General features: G+C 41.0%; 21 protein-coding genes. 11 read left to right on the top strand and 10 right to left on the bottom strand.

What is annotated here, in order from left to right:
- Nucleotides 1-37: 37 nt before the first annotated feature.
- The 5 genes from V7K50_RS03570 to cas5d all read left to right on the top strand — a co-directional run bounded on the left by V7K50_RS03570 (nt 38) and on the right by cas5d (nt 6,597).
- On the top strand, nt 38-283 hold the full coding sequence (locus V7K50_RS03570) for a hypothetical protein (protein WP_334876976.1): 246 nt from the start codon (nt 38-40) through the stop codon (nt 281-283).
- 12 nt (nt 284-295) lie between these two features.
- The gene (locus V7K50_RS03565; RefSeq protein ID WP_334957337.1) at nt 296-1,315 is read left to right on the top strand and encodes a PDDEXK nuclease domain-containing protein; all 1,020 of its coding nucleotides are present in this window, start codon (nt 296-298) and stop codon (nt 1,313-1,315) included.
- Nucleotides 1,316-1,379: 64 nt separating this feature from the next.
- On the top strand, nt 1,380-4,808 hold the full coding sequence (gene cas10d, locus V7K50_RS03560) for a type I-D CRISPR-associated protein Cas10d/Csc3 (RefSeq protein WP_334957335.1): 3,429 nt from the start codon (nt 1,380-1,382) through the stop codon (nt 4,806-4,808).
- A gap of 65 nt (nt 4,809-4,873) precedes the next feature.
- On the top strand, nt 4,874-5,890 hold the full coding sequence (gene cas7d / locus V7K50_RS03555) for a type I-D CRISPR-associated protein Cas7/Csc2 (RefSeq protein ID WP_334957333.1): 1,017 nt from the start codon (nt 4,874-4,876) through the stop codon (nt 5,888-5,890).
- Complete coding sequence (gene cas5d, locus V7K50_RS03550) at nt 5,890-6,597, top strand: type I-D CRISPR-associated protein Cas5/Csc1 (RefSeq protein WP_334957331.1); 708 nt, start codon at nt 5,890-5,892, stop codon at nt 6,595-6,597. Before cas7d ends, cas5d begins: the two co-directional genes overlap by 1 nt.
- Here cas5d and V7K50_RS03545 read toward each other — a convergent pair.
- Nucleotides 6,594-7,007 carry a hypothetical protein gene (locus tag V7K50_RS03545; protein ID WP_334957329.1) on the bottom strand — a complete coding sequence of 138 codons (414 nt, stop codon included), beginning with the start codon at nt 7,005-7,007 and terminating at the stop codon, nt 6,594-6,596. The two genes, cas5d and V7K50_RS03545, sit on opposite strands and share 4 nt — an antisense overlap.
- A gap of 109 nt (nt 7,008-7,116) precedes the next feature.
- Here V7K50_RS03545 and V7K50_RS03540 point away from each other — a divergent pair, with 109 nt between their 5' ends.
- From V7K50_RS03540 to cas4, 3 genes are read left to right on the top strand one after another with little or no spacing between them, the layout of a single operon-like run.
- A complete protein-coding gene (locus V7K50_RS03540; protein WP_334957327.1) occupies nt 7,117-7,737 on the top strand; it encodes a 2OG-Fe(II) oxygenase in 621 nt (206 codons plus the stop codon).
- Nucleotides 7,727-8,590, top strand: coding sequence for a CRISPR-associated endoribonuclease Cas6 (cas6, locus tag V7K50_RS03535; protein ID WP_334957325.1), 864 nt, complete (start codon nt 7,727-7,729; stop codon nt 8,588-8,590). The genes V7K50_RS03540 and cas6 overlap by 11 nt, the downstream gene beginning before the upstream one ends.
- A gap of 31 nt (nt 8,591-8,621) precedes the next feature.
- The gene (gene cas4 / locus V7K50_RS03530) at nt 8,622-9,224 is read left to right on the top strand and encodes a CRISPR-associated protein Cas4 (protein WP_334957324.1); all 603 of its coding nucleotides are present in this window, start codon (nt 8,622-8,624) and stop codon (nt 9,222-9,224) included.
- A 198-nt stretch (nt 9,225-9,422) separates the two neighbouring features.
- On the opposite strand, the gene V7K50_RS03525 is transcribed toward cas4, so the two are convergent.
- The 8 genes from V7K50_RS03525 to V7K50_RS03490 form a co-directional block, all read right to left on the bottom strand.
- The gene (locus V7K50_RS03525) at nt 9,423-9,728 is read right to left on the bottom strand and encodes a hypothetical protein (RefSeq protein WP_334957322.1); all 306 of its coding nucleotides are present in this window, start codon (nt 9,726-9,728) and stop codon (nt 9,423-9,425) included.
- Between the two features lie 318 nt (nt 9,729-10,046).
- Nucleotides 10,047-10,247: a hypothetical protein gene (locus tag V7K50_RS03520; protein ID WP_334957320.1), complete on the bottom strand. Its 201-nt coding sequence runs from the start codon at nt 10,245-10,247 to the stop codon at nt 10,047-10,049.
- A gap of 178 nt (nt 10,248-10,425) precedes the next feature.
- On the bottom strand, nt 10,426-10,767 hold the full coding sequence (locus V7K50_RS03515) for a cupin domain-containing protein (protein WP_334957318.1): 342 nt from the start codon (nt 10,765-10,767) through the stop codon (nt 10,426-10,428).
- 15 nt (nt 10,768-10,782) lie between these two features.
- On the bottom strand, nt 10,783-11,952 hold the full coding sequence (locus V7K50_RS03510) for a zinc-dependent alcohol dehydrogenase (RefSeq protein WP_334957316.1): 1,170 nt from the start codon (nt 11,950-11,952) through the stop codon (nt 10,783-10,785).
- Nucleotides 11,953-12,272: 320 nt separating this feature from the next.
- Complete coding sequence (locus V7K50_RS03505) at nt 12,273-12,647, bottom strand: hypothetical protein (protein ID WP_334957314.1); 375 nt, start codon at nt 12,645-12,647, stop codon at nt 12,273-12,275.
- Between the two features lie 55 nt (nt 12,648-12,702).
- Nucleotides 12,703-12,963 carry a hypothetical protein gene (locus tag V7K50_RS03500; protein WP_334957312.1) on the bottom strand — a complete coding sequence of 87 codons (261 nt, stop codon included), beginning with the start codon at nt 12,961-12,963 and terminating at the stop codon, nt 12,703-12,705.
- A 32-nt stretch (nt 12,964-12,995) separates the two neighbouring features.
- Nucleotides 12,996-13,694 (bottom strand): SRPBCC family protein, encoded by a 699-nt coding sequence (locus tag V7K50_RS03495; protein ID WP_334957310.1) that lies wholly within the window; start codon nt 13,692-13,694, stop codon nt 12,996-12,998.
- A gap of 212 nt (nt 13,695-13,906) precedes the next feature.
- Entirely contained in the window at nt 13,907-15,004 is a 1,098-nt protein-coding gene (locus tag V7K50_RS03490) for a DJ-1/PfpI/YhbO family deglycase/protease (RefSeq protein WP_334957308.1), read from the bottom strand.
- A gap of 334 nt (nt 15,005-15,338) precedes the next feature.
- Between V7K50_RS03490 and V7K50_RS03485 the strand changes: the two genes are divergently transcribed.
- From V7K50_RS03485 to V7K50_RS03475, 3 genes are all read left to right on the top strand, one after another.
- A complete protein-coding gene (locus V7K50_RS03485; RefSeq protein ID WP_334957306.1) occupies nt 15,339-15,737 on the top strand; it encodes a DUF6335 family protein in 399 nt (132 codons plus the stop codon).
- Nucleotides 15,738-16,021: 284 nt separating this feature from the next.
- Nucleotides 16,022-16,513 carry an orange carotenoid protein N-terminal domain-containing protein gene (locus V7K50_RS03480; protein ID WP_334957304.1) on the top strand — a complete coding sequence of 164 codons (492 nt, stop codon included), beginning with the start codon at nt 16,022-16,024 and terminating at the stop codon, nt 16,511-16,513.
- A gap of 165 nt (nt 16,514-16,678) precedes the next feature.
- Nucleotides 16,679-17,128, top strand: coding sequence for an orange carotenoid protein N-terminal domain-containing protein (locus V7K50_RS03475; RefSeq protein WP_334957302.1), 450 nt, complete (start codon nt 16,679-16,681; stop codon nt 17,126-17,128).
- 48 nt (nt 17,129-17,176) lie between these two features.
- Here V7K50_RS03475 and shc read toward each other — a convergent pair whose 3' ends face one another.
- Nucleotides 17,177-19,099, bottom strand: coding sequence for a squalene--hopene cyclase (gene shc / locus V7K50_RS03470; protein WP_334957300.1), 1,923 nt, complete (start codon nt 19,097-19,099; stop codon nt 17,177-17,179).
- Nucleotides 19,100-19,370 lie beyond the last annotated feature (271 nt).

Here is a 19,370-nt window from a genome sequence, read left to right as displayed (position 1 = left end):
GGCTCTAATGTAATCCTTTAAACCAGGAAAAGCTTAGATGCAAAGCCAAAACTCTGACTCCTTAGACCAACTCCGTTATGTCATCAATGATCTGATTGATCGCATTAAAGCGCAGCAGCAGCACAATCTTATTCAAGATAATCGACTCTCAGACCACGACAATCGAATTCAAGAAAACGAGGAATCAATCGAATTTTTATTCAGAAAAGTTAGTCAATTTGAGTATCTAATTGGCAGAAATCAGGAACTAGAAGAGAACAAGGACTTTGACTTGCGAGATTGAAATATTGTCATTATGAGTAATTCTATTTCTGACGATTACACACATCTACTTATGGAAGTACAACAACGGATTCGTTCAGCCCAGTACGAAGCATTAAAGGCAGTTAATCGGGAAATGATTAGCCTGTATTGGGATATTGGGCAGATGATTGTTATCAAACAACAGGATGCTAGTTGGGGTAAATCGGTAGTAGAAAAGCTAGCAAAAGACTTACAAGCAGAGTTTCCTGGTATTAGTGGATTTTCCGCCCGAAATATCTGGAATATGCGGAACTTTTACGTCACATATAGCCAAAAGGAAAAACTGCAACCATTGGTTGCAGAAATTGGATGGACTCACAATTTAGTCATTTTAGAAAAGTGTAAAGATGACTTAGAACGAGAATTTTACGTTAGAATGACTCGGAAGTTTGGCTGGACAAAAAACGTTTTAATTCACCAAATTGAAAATCAAACTTATGAAAAAACTCTGCTCAATCAAACTAATTTTGATCAAAGCATCTCAGCAGAGATACGTAACCAATTAAAGCTAGCAGTTAAAGATGAATATACTTTTGATTTTTTAGAATTGGGAGATGAACACAGCGAACGACAGCTAGAAGAGTCAATTTTAGCAAAAGTTCAACCTTTCTTACAAGAAATGGGTGGAATATTTACCTTTATTGGTAGCCAATATCGTTTAGAAGTTGATGATGAAGAATATTTTATAGATATCCTATTATATCATCGCCGTTTAAAATGTCTGGTGGCAATAGAATTAAAAATTGGTAAGTTTTTACCTGAATATGTTGGCAAAATGCAGTTTTATTTAGCTGTTTTAGATAATACGGTAAAGCTACCAGAAGAAAATCCTTCTATTGGCATTATTCTTTGTAAATCAAAACAGAGAACTATTGTGGAATATGCACTAAAGGAATCTAATAAACCAATTGGTGTTGCAACCTACCAAATAGTTTCTAAACTACCGCAAGAACTAAAAAATCAGCTTCCAGATCCAGAACAAGTTGCTAGATTGCTAGAAGGATTTGAATGAATGTTGAAGATTAGCAATAATGCTGGAGAACTCAAATCTTATTTAATTTCATTTAATAAAGAAGATGGCGAAAAAAAGTAAAAAATCAGATAAATATCAACAATTATCACTTTTAGAAGCAGAAACAGAAAATGATTCAACCGCAGAACTATCAGATGATGATTGGATGTCTGGAGATGATTCTGACTTTCAAGAAACATCTAATCTAAAAGTCGAAACACAATCAGCAGAACTCTTAACCCTCAAGTTACTAAAAGATGCGATTAAATCAGAAAATGACGATGATTTAATTATGCAGGAATTTAGTGATTACGTTTTACCCAATCTTCTACGGGTAGCAGTTGGAGTTACAGCAAAAGGTGGCAAGTTTTTTGATTATTTCGATGAAAAGAGAGAAAAGGAGATAGACAATTTCCACAGAAATAATTTAGGGAAAAGTCACAGAATAAAAGAGCCGAAAAAACTTGACCGAAGAAATGCAGTTGATCAATCTTTAAATACTCATTTACTCAATGGGTTACTACCAGCTAATTTAATAGAACGTTGTCTAAATAAACTTGATACCACTGCAAAAAGGGTAATTCAACAACAAGAAAGACGGTTATTAATTGCTGGCTTTATTTTACATGATTTTGAAAAGTTTGATTATCGGCTATTTCCTAAAATGCCAGATAATTATAAAGCAATTAGTCAAGATAAAGAACAAGACATTCGCAAGTTATCTGTAGATGCCCACCGCGAAATTATAGATGTTATAGTCTGTGAATTAGCTCTTGATAAATTTGTTAGTCCTGATGAACCAACAGCATGGCAAGAATATCGAGATGATTTGTTATTTATTGCCTACAATACTCAGCGTCGAAATGATACAAATCTCAATGTTTCTGAGCATGGTTTACAGCCAATAATTGATGATTATATCCTGATATGTCTTGCTGATTTAACTTGTTTAGCTGATTTACTTTCCTCAGTTATTAAACATCCTCAAGATGCAGAACACCAAGCATTAAATGGAATTCTCCACAGCCTCAGTGATGGGCAATTGAAATTTACCTATCACAGCATTGCTGAAAACCGTGGTGTATTAACTAACGTTGTTAATAATGCTTTGATGGAAGCACACACTAGCCTCAATACTGAGGATAAAACTCACTATAAAAGACTGCTTTACCTACCCACAGGAGTTATTTATTTAGCTCGAAAAGATGCTCCAAAAATTAGTAGAGAAGGATTAGATGATCGCATTATTAACACAATAAAACAACTCTGCGCTTACCAACTTCAACTCCGAAAAGTTGGCTTCAGCCGTGGAAATATTGGGATGAAGTATGCCGACTATTACAATCTCTTTCTCGACATCAAAGGCTTAATGCAGTTTACCGTCGATGCAGTACCGAGTAAAGTAAAAACCAGCAAGGCAGCAGATAAAGCTACTAATTTGGCTCAATTCCAGCGTAAAGGTGTTTTAGCTAAGAATATCGAAATCGATTTTGCGGAAGATATTCGTATAGATCATTTGGCAGAACTAGGAGCTTTAATAACTGGAAAGTTTTGGAAAGAGTATCTGGACAGAGTTAAAGCCCTAATTAAAAATAACAAAGAACTCCCTCCAATTCCAACTATTAATCTTACAGAGATAGCTGTTGATTTTCTTGATTTATCTGAGTATAAATCTGAAATTATTGCACTTCAGCAACTTAAGGATACCGGAGGCATCGCGTATGACTGGTATTATATTGCAACGCAATACCTTAAACGTAATCCAGGACAAGAGGACGTTCGTGAAATTTGTCAAAGTCTTGTTAATCGATGGATAGAAGTTATTGAACCAATCATTGATCAATACACTCTGCCTGATGAATGGAAAGATTTAAGGGATTGGTGTGAGCGCGTGATTATGCTTCCGACCGAAACGCGACAAAAATCAGCTACCGACCAAGCTGAAATCTTTTTTAAGGAGTTGGCAAACTACAATGCTGCGAAAAAAGCAGGGCGAGGGAAACAATTAATCTGCTCAATTTCTCATTCTGCTTACACGGTTACTGAGCAAATGGAATCAGCAGTTTTATTTACGCCTCAAGTTTATACAAACAAGCAAATGTTAGGAGGTTCTAACGCTAAACGCAATATCTCCAGTATTGCAGGTGTGGAGATGATGCTGAGGCAAATCTTGATGAATCAAACTCAAGCTGTGGGTAAGCGATTTGAAGATGGCAAATATCGCTATCTCTACTTTTATCCTACTTATTACTTTACTCCAGAGACTAATAAGTTTTTGCAGAAAGCATACAATGGTATTGCTCAAACTCGCTTTGATACCAGCATTCGCAATCATTTTATCAGTAAGGATTTACAGGCAGATTTGGGGCGCGATCGCTATCAAAGTGTAGATAGTTTTTTAATTGATGAAAACCTCCAGCGTGACAAGGATCGCACCTTTAAGCTTTCCTATCCTGAAGACCAGCCTTTAACATTTTACTTCATGGCACTCCCGCCAGGAAGAGACAGCACTGATACAGAATCTTGGGTAATGCCAACTTGGTTAGCGTTTGCTTTTCCGATGATTTTAGATGTTAAAACTGTGGTTTCTGAGTCGCCGATTCCACCTTTTAATGATGGGGCTGAATTTGAGGAAAGCGTTTTCCTTGATAGTGCGCCTCATGCTTTTCGGGCTTTAGTAAGGCGCGATCGCTTCCGTCTTGACTACATTCTCGAAGGCTGGAACGAAAACGGTATTCAATACCCAGCACCTTTAAATGTGCTTACCGCCGCTTACGCCATTCATTTAGATGTGAATGCGCGACAGGGTAAGTCTGGTTACGATGCCAACTGGGGGAGATTTACAGAACTGGCTAAAGATTTTGAAACCAGTCCGTTGTACGTCTTTTCTTATCTCAATCGCTGGGTGCGTAACCAGGGATCGGAAACAGCACGGATTGAAAAAATCCGGCTTTATGCTTATCATTTTTATCCTTGTTTTGACCCTTATGTGAAATATGACACTAATATGGAGCAATTAATTGTGGGAGAAGCATCAAGTCTGAATCATCCTAAGAAATTAACAGATTTATATCGCAGATTTTACCGAGCTAATAAGCGTTATAATCCTAAGTCTAATGCTGTGTTGAAACCAGTTGATATTGCGGCTGAAACTATACTCAAAGCTGAGTCAAGTGTGTTTCAGGGAGAAACATTAGTTGTGGCTGTTGCAGCAGAAGTTTTTAAACTCATGGATCGCGTTCATTCTTCTACTGCTGAAGGACGTTGGATCATGAGCAAACGAGAAGAAGAACGGCAAGCTGTTCTAGATTTTGCCAAGTATTTTGTAGTTGAGGTATTTGATAACGCATTTGCAGGCGATCGCGCTCGTTTGGCAGGCCGTCAACTCAACTTAATTCGAGATACCTGTGAATTTATTTATCGTCTTGAAGATGACAAAGAAAATGCAGGAAGAAATGAAAAGTCTGTGGAAATAGATAACGAGAATGATTAGGGATTTACCCTTAGCATTTTTGCTGGAAACGTAAACAAGTAGTGAATAATTATTTGGAGAAAATCATGGCAATTTTAAAAACTGTTGAATCCAAATTCTTTCAAACTGAGATTCCTTACAAACCAATGGGGAAATATGTTCATTTCTTGACCATTCGCATTACTGAATCTTATCCTTTATTCCAGACAGATGCAGAACTGAATAAAGCACGAGTAAGAGCAGGAGTTAAAGACAAAACTACAATTAGCCGTTTGTCAATGTTCAAGCGCAAACAGTCTACTCCAGAGCGTTTAGTTGGTCGGGAATTGCTGCGTAACTATGGCTTGATGACGGCTGAAGAATGCGAATACAACGTGAATTTTGCAATGGATAACCCTGATTGCATCATTTACGGTTTTGCTATTGGTGACTCTGGTTCTGAAAAATCAAAAGTTGTGGTAGATACGGCATTTTCAATAACAGCTTTTGATGAATCACACGAAACATTTACTCTCAATGCACCCTATGAAAATGGTACGATGGCTTCCAAGGGTGAAAATGGTTCTAAACCTGGTGAAGTTACTAGTCGAATTAATCAACAAGATCACATTAGACCGCAAGTTTTCTTTCCTAGTATTGTCACCTTGAAAGACCCCACTGAAGCTAGCTTCCTTTACGTTTTTAATAACATCTTACGAACTCGCCATTATGGAGCGCAAACAACCCGTACAGGTCGCGTTAGAAATGAGTTAATTGGTGTTATATTTGCTGACGGAGAAATTACTAGTAACCTGCGTTGGACTCAGGCGATATATGACCAAATGAAATTTAATAATACTTTAAATGCACCCGATCCACTAGATGAAGATGATGTAACCACTGCTGCCAAAAATGCTATTGAGGCGTTAATGGCTGACGAGTTTATTGTTCATACAGATTTCATTGGTGATGCTTTTGTATCCCTAATTAATGAAGTCAAAAGTTTAACAGGAAGTGAGAAAGGTATTCAGGCAATTTTGCAGAAGGCTGATGCAGAAGCTAAAGATTATGCCAAAAAGCATATCAGTAAGAAGAAAACTGCTGCTAAAGCGGGGAAAGAGTAATGGTATTTATTTCCCGTTGTCAAATAGAACTTCATGACAGCCTCTATTACGCAACTCGTGAAATCGGGCGATTGTATGAAACAGAGCCAATAATTCACAATTACGCTCTCTGTTATGCACTGGGTTTAGTTGATAGCCAAATCTACTCTACTACCGTTGCTGAAGAACATTCCTATCGCTATTTTTGTCCAGAACAAGTGCCAAAATATGAGGAGCATTTAACGCCTCTCAATCAACAAGGAATTTACGTAACTCCGGCGCGATCGCTCAATCATTCTTCCATCCTCAACACCTGGAAGTATGCTAACAACAACTACCACGTTGAAATGGAGAAAACTCAGAAAAATATCCCCAGTTTTGGCAGAGCAAAGGAAATAGCAGCAGAAAGTAAATTTGAGTTTTTTCTCATATCTCAAAAAGAACTCAAACTACCAAGGTGGATTCGTTTGGGTAAATGGATGAGCAAGGCTGAACTCACGGTTGAACCATTACCGAAACATAAAATTTCTGAAGGTATATTCACTTGTACGCATCCATTAAATCCGTTAGATGTAATGTTCACAAATCAAGTGATTAGCTATGATGTTGTTAATATGCCTCCAGTTAGCTTAATTCAGAATGTCCAAATGCGTGGGCAATACTATCAATTTGATGGCATTCAAAACTTAAAAATTCCAGTTCGGATAGAATATCGGTTTCGGAGTTAATTACTTCCAAAGCCTTTACTACGGGTTTTATTTTTTCGAGGCTCTAGTGTCATTAATTCAGCTTTAAAACCTCTGGAATCTTGCAACATTAACTTACGAATTCGCTGACGTTGGTAAGCCTGCACTTCAGCAGCTAGAGGATGATTAGGATCAATCTTTAGGTGAGTAATAGAAGAAACATATTGTTCTTTACTTTCGGGATTATTTGGCTCTTTTAGTCCGCACATAATCCCGCCTTCATCTCCTGAATAGCCAACGAAATCAATTTCAAATTCTCTGTCTGGATCGGCGTTTACTCCTTTTTGCTTTAATGTCTTCAAAAACTCCTTACCGGCTCGTGCTTTAATGGGTAAGTTCTCTTTAAGTTTTTCAGTTAGTGCCTTTGCTGCATTGTAATCATCAATTCTCATTGGCCTTTCTCCTTATGTAGTTTTTCTCACTTAAAAGAATACTACTATCATCACTCGACAGTCTTTAAAATTTTAGATACCACATTCAGCGATCGCTCCTCTATCCCCTGTGAAACACTATCAACAACAAACCAACGCTTTCCCCAGCGATTATCTAAACAACTTGTGGGGAGAAATCCAAGCTTGTCCTTACTTTGCGATCAACAACCTCAACCGCGATTTTGTCGCCACTAAAGGATTTTCTGTAGTGTTTCAGCGTTCTGGATTAGCACAAGTAGAACAGCAGTTTCCCTACTTCAAACCTTACCTAGATTTAGCTCTCCAGCCGAATTGTAATGCTTTTTACCTCAATCCCTTACAGCTAAAAGAAGGCTCCCGCGTCGATCCGCATATCGATCGCTCTTTGCGTTCCTACTCCAAAACCATTGAACCGCCTGCGGTTGTCAGTGTGCTTTATGTGCGCGTACCGGCAGATATGGAAGGGGGAGAACTGGTATTGCGATCGCACAAACGCCAACTTGGGCAAATTAAGCCCCAATTCAATACTCTAGTTTATTTTCAAGGTGATTTAACCCATTCGGTTAACGCTGTCAAAACCCCAGGAAATCGCCTAAGTTTAGTTTGTGAACAGTATAGTTTGAGTGATGCTGAACTCCAGGAAATCCCTGAGTTTACTGTAGAGTCAAGAATCACTCAGTCTACAACCAAAAAGAGAAAGTATGCCTCATAGTTTAGTGTTGAATTTGCTACCTCAATCGCCCATTCCACCACAATATCTAACAGGTAGACATCTCCACGCCCTATTTTTAACCCTCGTTAGTTCTGTAGATAGCACATTAGGCGATCGCTTGCACGATTCCACCGCAGATAAAGCTTTCACTCTCTCCCCCCTGCAAATAAAGGGACAGGGGATAGGAGATAGGGGACAGGATCGGGGTAAATCTAAAATTTCTACTAGCAGTAGTTTGCAATACTCACATCAACAACCCATTCCCGCCGGAACTCCTTGTTGGTGGCGTATCTCTTTATTAGATGACACTCTATTTGGCAAGCTTACCCAACTCTGGCTAAATCTTAATCCCAATCGCCTTTGGCATCTTGGCCCGGCTGACTTGTATATTACCAGCATTCAAGGCACACCCCAATCTATTCAACCTTGGGCAAATGCCAATACTTATGCTCAATTATACGAAGAAGCTAGCGATCGCAATTCTTCCATAAACCTTAGCTTCTCCACGCCTACCGCTTTCCGTCAAGGACAGTATGATACTACCCTTCCTACCAGAGAATCTGTTTTCAATTCCCTACTTTCGCGGTGGAATAAATACAGTAGCATAGAATTTACTCAGATTGCCATAGAGTCAATATTTCCTTCTTTTGTCAACATTCACACAGAAATATTAGCAGACTCTCGTAGTAAATTTATTGGCATTCTTGGCGAAGTTAACTACAAGATTTTGGGGGCAATTGAACCCATACAAATTAAGCAAATTAACGCTTTAGCTGACTTTGCTTTATATACTGGTGTCGGAAGAAAAACAACAATGGGTATGGGAATGACGCGACGGCTGTATTCTCCATAATTCCAATAATCATTTAAAAACCACCTAAGTTATGAACCAAACCGAATATATTTCAATTGCGGCATTGAATCAATATGCCTATTGTCCGCATCGCTGTTGGCGGATGTTTTGTGCAGGCGAATTTACCGATAATCAATACACAATTGAAGGTACAATTTTGCACGATCGCGTCCACACAACAGGCGATGTACAGCGAGGAGAAACTTGGCAGATTCGGGCAATTTGGCTAAAGTCTGAGCAATACAAACTCATCGGAAAATCTGATTTGATTGAAGCTGAATCAGATCCAATTTACCCAGTGGAATATAAACGGGGACGCAAAGGCGAATGGGATAACGATGAGTTGCAAGTTTGTGCCCAAGCCTTATGTTTAGAAGATAGCTTACTTCGCACTCAACGAGAACATCCTGATGTTGATTTGAATAATAACATCACTCGATTGGAAAACGCGATCGCACCAATCGAAAAAACTAACAATATTGATTCCCTCAGAGGCTGTCGTAGCGCGAACTTTTGCGAACTCCTGCAAGCCAACCCCACAGCAAGGGCACTTCACCCAATTCACCCCGCCGGGATTTTACTAGTGCAACTTCTGGAAACTGCCACGCCAAATCCTGCCGCGCACGATTCATGATCGGAGACTGAACGCGATTTAGATGTGCCAGCCGCAAAACTAGTTCGCGGATTCTGACTATTTCGCGATCGCGAATTTGAACAAATCGGCGTGGGTCTTGGCTGTAATCAAAGTAGTAACAGGCAAGCGCTAGAGCATCGGCATCATCATCTTTACAGCACTTACGGCAGCTATGAGGTACATTCTCAAAGCTGAAAGCTATGCTAGGAGAGGGACAAGGAGAAAATTGTATTGCATAATAGCGGGAAGCGCTGTATCAGGCAGTGCAAGATGATTCGCTCGATAATTCCTCAATTCTTTATGACCAACTAGCCGAACTTCTACCCCGGCACGCGCTAAATGTGTACCCCACAGCTTGCTGTAGTTATTGCCGGTTGGTTCTAGTAAAGCAATGTCCGCATTGAGAGCGAGTAAATTCTTAATACCTTCTACATCAGCGCTCAACTTCAAAAACGGACATTCATAATAAAATTGACGTGGATCTTCGGGCTTATCCGTGAGCAAACAAGCCGAAACTGAGGACTTGCTAACATCAAGTCTTCAGTTTCGTCTTGTTCCCTGATGCCATGCCTGCGAATCACCCGAAGGTCACAACAGCCTAGTTCACTCTCAAGGCAATGCCGCAGCGCAAACTGCGGCAACATAGGGAGGGAACAGCACAGTCATAGCAGCCGAGCTTGCGAAGGGGAGAAAGCCATAAAAGCTTGTTTCTAGCTAAAAGCCCTAAGCTGCTGTGTGTATGTGCTGTACGTCTGGGTTGGACTCCAGACCGCGACGTGAGATCAACTCACGTTTCGCCGGCGAGTCAACCGGCTCATCAGGCTAATTTGGATAACGACGAAAATATGCTTCATGCAATTTTTGCCAGTCTTCTTCTACTTCTTCGTCATAATCTGGATCGTCATCATCCATGCCCCAAACCGTTGAGCAACTCTCACATTTGTAAAAACCAAAAGTAGAATTATATCTGACTTGGCTAGAGTCGCAATTTATACATTTTGGTGTTTTTGTACTTTCTGTCATATTTCAAAAACGGCTACGCTCAGGAACCATCGGGGTTTAAATCCCCCCTTAGGAGGAGCATCAGTTGCCACAACGCGGGGAACCCGCGCAAGGCACTTCTCAACTCTTGGAGACGCACTCGCGTTCGTCTGAAATGTCTTTAATTTGGAATTTGGAATTTGGAATTGTTAACAGTGGTTCAATTTTCATCCCGCCCGTGAACTTGAGCCGGTGGACTAGTAGCCTCAACAGCAGTGAATGATTCTAAGATTTTGTATGTGTGGCTGGCTCCTTTAGGTACAACCCAAGAATTACCAGGCTCTAGCAAAATCGTTTGTCCTTCAATGTGCAACTCAGCACGACCATTAATTACATAACCAACTGTTTCATAGTCGCGCGAACTTGGCTCTTTGTCTTCGCTTGGTTGTTCATCTTCCCAAAGACGCATCGCAACATCTTTGCCAGAAGCAAGATATTTTTGACCGAGTTTACCTTTAGGGGAATCGGTAGAATCTATTTTCGTAACGGTGGTATCACTCATATTAAACAAATGAAATTAGGGTTTGAGTACAACTTTGATGCAGTTATCTTTCTTGTCTTTAAAAATTTCGTAGCCGTGGGGCGCTTGTTCTAGAGGTAATCTGTGGGTGATGATAAAAGTTGGATCAATTTCACCGTTTTGGATGTGTTCTAGCAAAGGTTTTAGATACTTATGGACGTGGGTTTGTCCCATTTTCAAGGTTAAGCCCTTGTTCATCGCAGCACCCATCGGCATTTTGTCTACAAAGCCACCATACACACCCGGAATTGATACATGACCACCTTTTCTACAAGACACAATTACTTGCCGCAATGCGGTTGGGCGGTCTGTTTCTAGACGTACAGCTTGTTTTACCTGGTCGTACAACGCCATAAAATCTGTGCCGTGTGCCTCCATTCCGACTGCATCAATGCAAGCATCGGGGCCACGCCCGCCAGTCATTTCTTTGAGTGCTTCGCCGACATCCACTTCTTCGTAGTTGAGAACTTCTGCTTTGCCGTATTCTTTAGCCATTTGCAGACGTTCGGGAATGCGGTCAAAGGCGATGACACGTTCCGCACCTAGCATATATGCGCTTTTAATTGCGAATTGTCCGACTGGGCCACAACCCCAAACGGCGACAATATCACCGGGTTGGATGTTGCAGTTTTCGGCTGCCATATAGCCAGTGGGAAAAACATCTGTTAAAAATAGCACTTGCTCATCCGTCAAACCATCGGGGATTTTCAGCAAGCCGACATCGGCAAAGGGAACTCGTGCATACTCAGCTTGACCACCGGCATAACCGCCGAATAAATGAGAGTAGCCAAATAGACCTGATGGCGAATAGCCCATTTGCTTTTCTGCTAACCAACCATTGGGGTTAGAGTTATCGCACAACGACCATAAATCCCGATTGCAAAAAAAGCAGTTACCGCAGGAGATAGTGAAGGGAACAACGACGCGATCGCCTACGTTCACGTTTTTAACTGCACTTCCAAGTTCTACGACTTCCCCCATGAATTCATGACCCAGGATGTCACCTTTTTCCATTGTGGGGATGTAGCCATTATAAATATGCAAATCTGAACCACAAATTGCTGTGGAAGTAATTTTAATAATGGCATCGCGGGGGTTGATAATTTTGGGGTCGGGAACTGTTTCTACCCGCACATCGTTTGCTCCATGCCAGCAAACTGCTTTCATAATTATTTATTCCTTAGTAATGATTTTTTGCTCGTTAATAAGCTAAAAAACATCTAACTTGCATAATCGAGTTAACCCTTCGGCTTACCTCGGCTCCGGTCGAGATGCTCGGCACGAGTCGCTCAGGGTAAAATATAGCTCTTGTGGGGTGGGCATCCTGCCCGCCCAGCTTATGCAATTTAAATGTGGAACAGCTTATCAACATAAATACGGGATTTATCCTGATTTGGAGACGCGATAATTATCGCGTCTCTGTAACTGATCAAAAATTATTCCACAATGTATGAGTCAAAATTTTAGACTCAAAATGTGCTATGAGCCTAGCCTCTATCTCTCAGCTGCTTGCTAGGAGGATTTTGATAATAACCCTCAGATGATTGGGCTTTGTTTTTTGCAGGATCAAAGAACTCTTTTGTAGCTTCAGGAGTTTTTTCATCCAAGTTTAACTTTTCGCGGATATTCTCAACAGCGCCTTTTAAGGGATTTTTGCTATTTTTGATTTGGGTATCGTTTCTAATTTCACCTTGCTCATTTGGTGTTCCCTTGTAATAAATGCCCTCTGGAGTTTTAACATCAGCTTGAGCTACGTTAACGGAGGTAAAAGCCTGACCCAGTAAAAACATAAATCCGACCAGAAAGACTACAAGGATTTGAGAAATGCGAATATTTTGCAGCTTTGAAATGACTCGATTCATAAAAAACCTCAATTGCATTATGTTGGGTGGACGATTCAAAATACTGAATGATTATTTACCATTCCGGGTTTAAGAACAACTTTGATGCAGTTATCCTTTGTTGTTGAAAAATGTGATAGCCTTTCAAACTAACAGCATCAATGCTACAGCCACCAGTCATCTCTTTCAACGCTTCGCCAGGATTAACTTCTGCTTGTGGGGTGGGCATCTTGCCCAGCTTTTCGGAGTTAATCACTTCTGCTTTGGCAAACTTTTTCGCCATTTCCAGGCGTTGGGGAAAGCGATCGCTCTTGTTCGCTTTTTTGGCTCCCATCATCTAAACACTCTTACGGGACATTGGTTAAATAACTACCCACGTCCACTTGGTTGACCTTCCGTGGTGGCAATTTCGCCTGTTTCCATTAGCATCTTGAAGCGGCGCAATTCATCACCAATTTGCTGTTCTGGTTCTTCACCAAAAAGTTTAGCTACGGTAGCTCCCAATGCCCCACCTGGTGGGTTATACTCCAAGACAATCTTTACTTCAGTACCGGCATCGCGTGGTGCTTTTTGGAAACGGACAAAACCAGAATTATCAACATCTGCACCTTCCACAGAAGCCCAAGAAATAAATTCATTTTCTCGATCTTCGAGAATTTCTGCATCCCATTCCACACTGTTACCCAAGGGTGCATTGGCTATCCAATGAGAGCGTTTTTCGTTGTACACCTTGACAGATTTAAGATGCTTCATAAATGTCGGCAGATTCTCAAAGTTGTGCCAAAAACGATATAATTCTTCTGCCGATTTATTAATTGTTACCGTCTTTTCAACTTTGATTGGTTGGTTTATACCTATTGCTTCCTGGGCTTGCTGGATTGTGCTTTGCTTCGTTGCACCTTGATAAATCAAACCGCCACCAGCCAAAGCTGTCAGCACTCCCCGCAAAGAACCTTGCTTTAAACCCATCAGCACCATCGCACCGCCACTGATGAGAGATGCCCAACGCTCTACTTCACTAGCTTCGGACTGGCTGGTAGTTAGTTTATTGCCTGATGTCGAAGTCACTTTTTTATCTCTCCATTACAGTAAATTAACCACAGAGACGCAAATACTCTCTTGTTTATTTCTCTGCCTTCTTCTCTAGAAGACGCTAGGTAAAGCTAATCAGCATTTAAGTTGCATAATCAAGGCGCTCATCTTGTGGGGTGGGCAAGATGTTGAGAAAATTTTAATCTGCAAGATGTGTTTTAGCTTAATAAATACGCCTCTGTGGTTTGTTACATTGATACAGCAGCCCCTGTAGTCGGCTTTGGAGGCTGAATTTGAGCGGTGATTCGCTCTCGATACAACCCTACTAATTGCTGTTCGGATTTCAATAAATCCTCGTAAATTTCTTTGAAAATAGCAGTTGCTGCTGAGTCAGTAAACATCCCCGACAAATTGCCAATATCACCAATACCCGTTTGCACATCCCCTAAAGCCGAACGTAACTGATATATATCATCACTTCCTGTCAAGGCAGTTTTTACCTTGGCATACTGATTGGCAATATTTGCACCTAAAGAGGGTTTCTCACCCAGCTGCTGAAGATAAGTTTCCAGTTTTTGAATGTGGCGCTGTTTATTAGCAATTATTTCTTGAAAGACTGAATTAACTTCGTTATCTGATTCCTTTTGCAAGTAGTTTTCAAATGCTTCTAGCGAATAACGTTCTCCAGCAAGGGCATTATTTAAACCTTTGATGATCTCACCTTTAGTTGAGCCACCCCAAGCATCAGCCAGTTTCCACCATTCTGCACTTGTGTCTTTCTCATTTGGTAATGCAGCATCTTTGCCACCATAACCCAAACGGCTCAAAATAGCTGTGGTGAAAATGGCCAAGTCTCCAGGTTCACGAGATGTAATCAAATTGCCGTCAACTACCACCGGCTCATCTAAATAATTTCCACCCGCATTGGTGATATCTTTGGCAATAGCGCTAAAACCAGTGACTTTTTTACCTTTGAGCAAGTCGCCTTCAATCAAAACTTGTGGGCCGTGACAAACCGCAGCTACCAATTTTCCTTGTTGTATAGCCTCTTGTACAAAACGTACTGTATTGCGGTTGCGTCGCATTTTGTCGGGAGCCATACCACCGGGAATGATCACGGCATCAAATTCGGCTGCGATCGCTTCTGTTGTAGTACCATCTGCTTGGATGCTTAGTTTGCCGCGTTTACCCTTATATTTTTCATTCATTCGGGAACCCAAGACTACTACCTGCATTCCGGCTTGTTTTAGTCCATTATAAGGGACTGTAAATTCTGCATCCTCTACTGCTTGTTCAATGAGGATAGCAACTTTTTTATTCCCGGAATGATTGTTATTGTCAGTCATAGATGGTATTACCTGTTTATTTCTAGTATTTAACTAGCTACAATATTTATCGATTAGGAGAGTTAAACAGCCAAGCTTTTTATTTTTGAATAAAAAATAGTTATGAGTTAAAAGTTAGCTACTGAATTATTTCGGCTTGATAACTCCTAACTCGTAACTAAAAACTTCAACTACAAGTTGCTTGACCATGAATTTATATTTACAATGCTATGGTGCGATCGCTAGTTTAGCTTCGTTCCCAGGGGATAGATTATTTTCTCAGCTATACATCTCTAGTTAGACAAGTTGGGGACAGGAAAACGTTATTGTGAGAATGCACAAAAGGACTAATATCATGGCAGAAAAAAATCATCATGACGAAATTAAAACCAATGATTTGCCACAAGAAATTACCGAGTCCTACGGTACTGGTGTAAAAGACTTGCCAGGGTATAATATTGGCGGGCGCTCCATACAGCAGGAAAGGGACGAGTATACAGAAACTAGTCCTGAACTCACCGGTGGGGATGTTGATGCTTATTGGCAAGATGCAGATGCAGTTGGGGATGAAGCTGTTGGTGGTAGTACTTCTACTCCCGATCAAAATGTAACTGAGGAGCTAGAAGCAGCAGTGGGGCTAGAAATGGCTGATTCTGAGTTTCTCCATACCAACGATATTTTAGAGGATCGTGATGGCGATCGCTGGGAGTTAGATCCAAAGTCTTCTGAAGATTATCAAAATCGGCGAGAATAAGCTCATTCAAGAAGAATACATTCGTCAGAATTCCAGAGCGAAGCTTGAAATCGCTCTGTAACTTGGTGTCAAAATCAAGACGAATAGAATGAGGCCTCCGGTACGCCTGCCGTAGGATGCCCAAAGGGCTGTAGGGCGAACATGGCTACATAAATTCTCATTCGCCTCCGGGGACTAAGTTCTTCTTTATGATTCCAAGACATCTGTCTTCAGTAGGGTAAAACTCCAAATGTAAGTTTGATAACCTTGCTAAGAATACTGAGTAATTGCAATTGGAATTAATCATGACATACACCCAAACTAACGATCCAACTATTCGTGAATATGTTCAAGCTTGGCAACAGTTAAACGTCGATCAACAACTGGCTTTATTTTGGTTCATTTACAAAGAAATGGGTAGCTCAATTACACCAGCCGCTCCTGGTGCTAGCACTGTCTCTCCAGAAATTGCTGAAGGTTTATTTAATCAAGTTAAGGAATTAACTCACGAACAACAATTACAAGTTCAGCGTGATTTAATTAATAAAGTGGATACCCAGATTTCTCGTGAATATGGCTCTTTGGGTGATACTACCAAGCTACTGTTTTGGTATCGATTGTCTCAAGGTATGGAAAATGGTACTATCATTCCTATACCTGATGATTATCAACTTCCTTCCGAATCTAAAGGGTTGTTTGGCAAAATTCAAGGATTAGGTTTTGAGCAACAGATTACTATTTTCCGTGATTATGTTTCGCCAATGGGTGCCGAAGCCAAAGCAGGGGCTGAAATTTAGTAATTTTGAACTTTTTAGGCTGATTGAGGGGATCTATTAAGTCATTTGTACCCTTCTTTGAAAGCTTGTTATATCCGCCAGTCACTTAATATAAAGCTGAATTTTGATGACTGGTGTCTTTATAAATTTTTAGTTAATTAAGTAGTTAATTCCTTTGAGGTGTTTATGACTTCTACGAACATCAATTTTTTAGAACAAAGTGTATCAAAATTTCAGAGTTTGAATATGGATGATCGCCTGACGGTTCTAGCATCACTATATACTGAAATTGGTGATGCAGTTCCAGCGATCTCTCTTAATAATCTGCCAAATGAAAACACTGCGAATTTAGTTGCACAAATCCAAAACCTACCCCAAGCAGAACAGCTTTCTGCTTTGCGTGAGTTGCTAAATCAAGATGAAGCAGGAGAAAGGGCAATTTATACCCAAGAGTATGCTTCAATAAGCACTGACGATAAATTGGCTTTTTGGTATCAATTAGCCCAAAACTTGGGAACTTCAATTATCGGTGTACCAAATGACCACATACTTTCCGAAAAAGCTACAGAAGTATTAGATTTACTTCACACACCAAACATTGAGGATTTAGTAACTTTTTTTAAACGCGTGCTGTAACAGTTTGAAGTTAAGAATCGGAGGTGGGGCTATGCCTCACCTTTATTTTTAAGCGTAACCTTCTTTAATCAGTGTTTGATAGCGACTTAGCGCAATTAAAGGAAAGTATTGTTGATAGAGATGATATTTGAGATAAAAATGGCAAGGGAAGCCAGTACCGGTAAAGTCCGCCTCAAACCAAGTACCATCGGGCTGTTGAGTTGTCACTAGGTAGTTAATTCCTCGCTCAATCACATCAAGACTTAATTTACCAGTAGCTTCACCTGCTGCTATCAACCCGATTATTGCCCAAGCAGTTTGAGATGCAGTACTATTTCCTTTTCCTTTGAGACTAGGATCATCATAGCTGCGGCAAGTCTCACCCCAACCCCCATCTAGATTTTGACATTCCACTAACCAAGCGGCTCCCCGTTCTATACTAAGTTGATGCCTTTGAGGATCAATTAACGCCAAGGCTGACAAAACGCCACTGGTGCCGTAGATATAATTTACGCCCCAACGACCAAACCAACAGCCTTCGGTTTCTTGTTCGCGCAAAAGATAAGTTAGCGATCGCTCCAAGTTATCACTATCAATTGACAAATCACAAGCACCTAGCATTTCTAGCACCCTAGCCGTAACATCTGCGGTGTTGGGATCAATCATGGCTTTCAAGTCGCCATAAGGAATCGAGTTAAGCCAATCTTGATCGTTATCCAAATCAAAAGCAGCCCACCCACCTGGTTTACATTGCATAGATGCAATCCAGTTTAACCCACGAGCGATCGCCGCCTGTTTGATTTTTTCATCGGGAAGTTTCGCCAAATGTAGAGCCATCACCACCACCGCCGAGTCGTCTACATCGGGATAAAAGCGATTGTCAAATTCAAAAGCCCAAGCCCCTGGTTTTCCTTGGCGATTTTTGACAGCCCAATCTCCGTAATCTAAAATTTGTTTTTGCAACAACCATTCTCCAGCCTTGACTACAGCCGGATCATCTGGTGCCAAGCCAGATTCTACCAAAGCACGTATCGCCCAAGCTGTATCCCAGACAGGTGAAACACAGGGCTGTACTCGGTAGCTATCCTCGGTTTCAATCACAAAGTTATCAATTGCTTGCAAACCTCGTTCCACAATCGGATCGTTTCGGTCATAATCCAGACACCGCAAAGCTAGCATTGAATTCAACATCGCTGGAATAATGCCGCCCCAGTCGCCTGTAGCTTCTTGGCGCTCTAAAATCCATTTTTCGGCGGCTTTGATGCCTTCTTGACGAAAGGGTACTAAATTCAGACTTTCTGCCAACTTGAACCCCCGATCGAGGGTGAGAAATAAATCTGTCCAATCGCCACGTTGGGGTAATTCCCACCGGACTTGATCAACACCTTCAAGGTATAGCTCATCTAGGTTGATCGCTGAGTCAGAGAGAAAAACAGGTTTGCGATCGCATACAATCAGTAATGGTACTGTACTGGAACGTGCCCAGCTAGACATCTCGTAGATATTGACAGGGAAAGCATTTGGCAACAGCATTACCCAAGCTGGTAGCGAGGGAATACCGCGCCAGTTGTAGCAGCCAATCAAGGCTAAGTGCAACTTGGTAAAAATCCGAGTTTTGCTGATTCCACCCCGTCGGAGAATAAAAGCTTGCGCCCGAATCATGTCGGGATCGGTTGCTGGTACACCTAGAAGTCTCAGCGCCATGTAAGCTTCAACCGAAGTGCTAATTTCTCCGCCATCACCATAGTAAAGTTCCCAGCCGCCATGCTGCCGTTGCTGTTGACGCAAATATGCTTCAATTTTGTGTAAAGGTCTGGTTTGGTCTGTTCCCCAAATTTTATGGAGTAGGACGACTTCAGCAGTGATGGTGACATTAGATTCTAACTCTGCCCACCAGTAACCTGCCGGATTTTGAATCGAAAGCAAATATTCTTGGCTAGCTGCGATCGCTTCTGCAACTTGATTGACTTTTACCCTGTCTTGTGTTTGCATCAAATCCTTTTTAACCTCAACACCCAACACTAGTTATGAATACGGCAATAAAGTAAAAAAATTTTTCCTCTATCATTTAGACATAGTATTGTGTCTGAGTTACTGAGAATTTGCAATAGGTCAGCCCCCTTCGGAGGTAATAAATTTATTTGTTATTTATTTGTTAATGGTTTGTATAGCGGTTCCCATTCAGATGCAGTACAACGTTACATCACGAGGTGTAGGGGCACGGCATTGCCCATTGGTGTCAACTTAAGCAAAAAGTAAGCAA

The sequence above is a fragment of the Nostoc sp. genome (assembly GCF_036917135.1).
Lineage (GTDB): Bacteria > Cyanobacteriota > Cyanobacteriia > Cyanobacteriales > Nostocaceae > Nostoc.
This window is presented reverse-complemented; position numbering and strand designations above follow the sequence as displayed.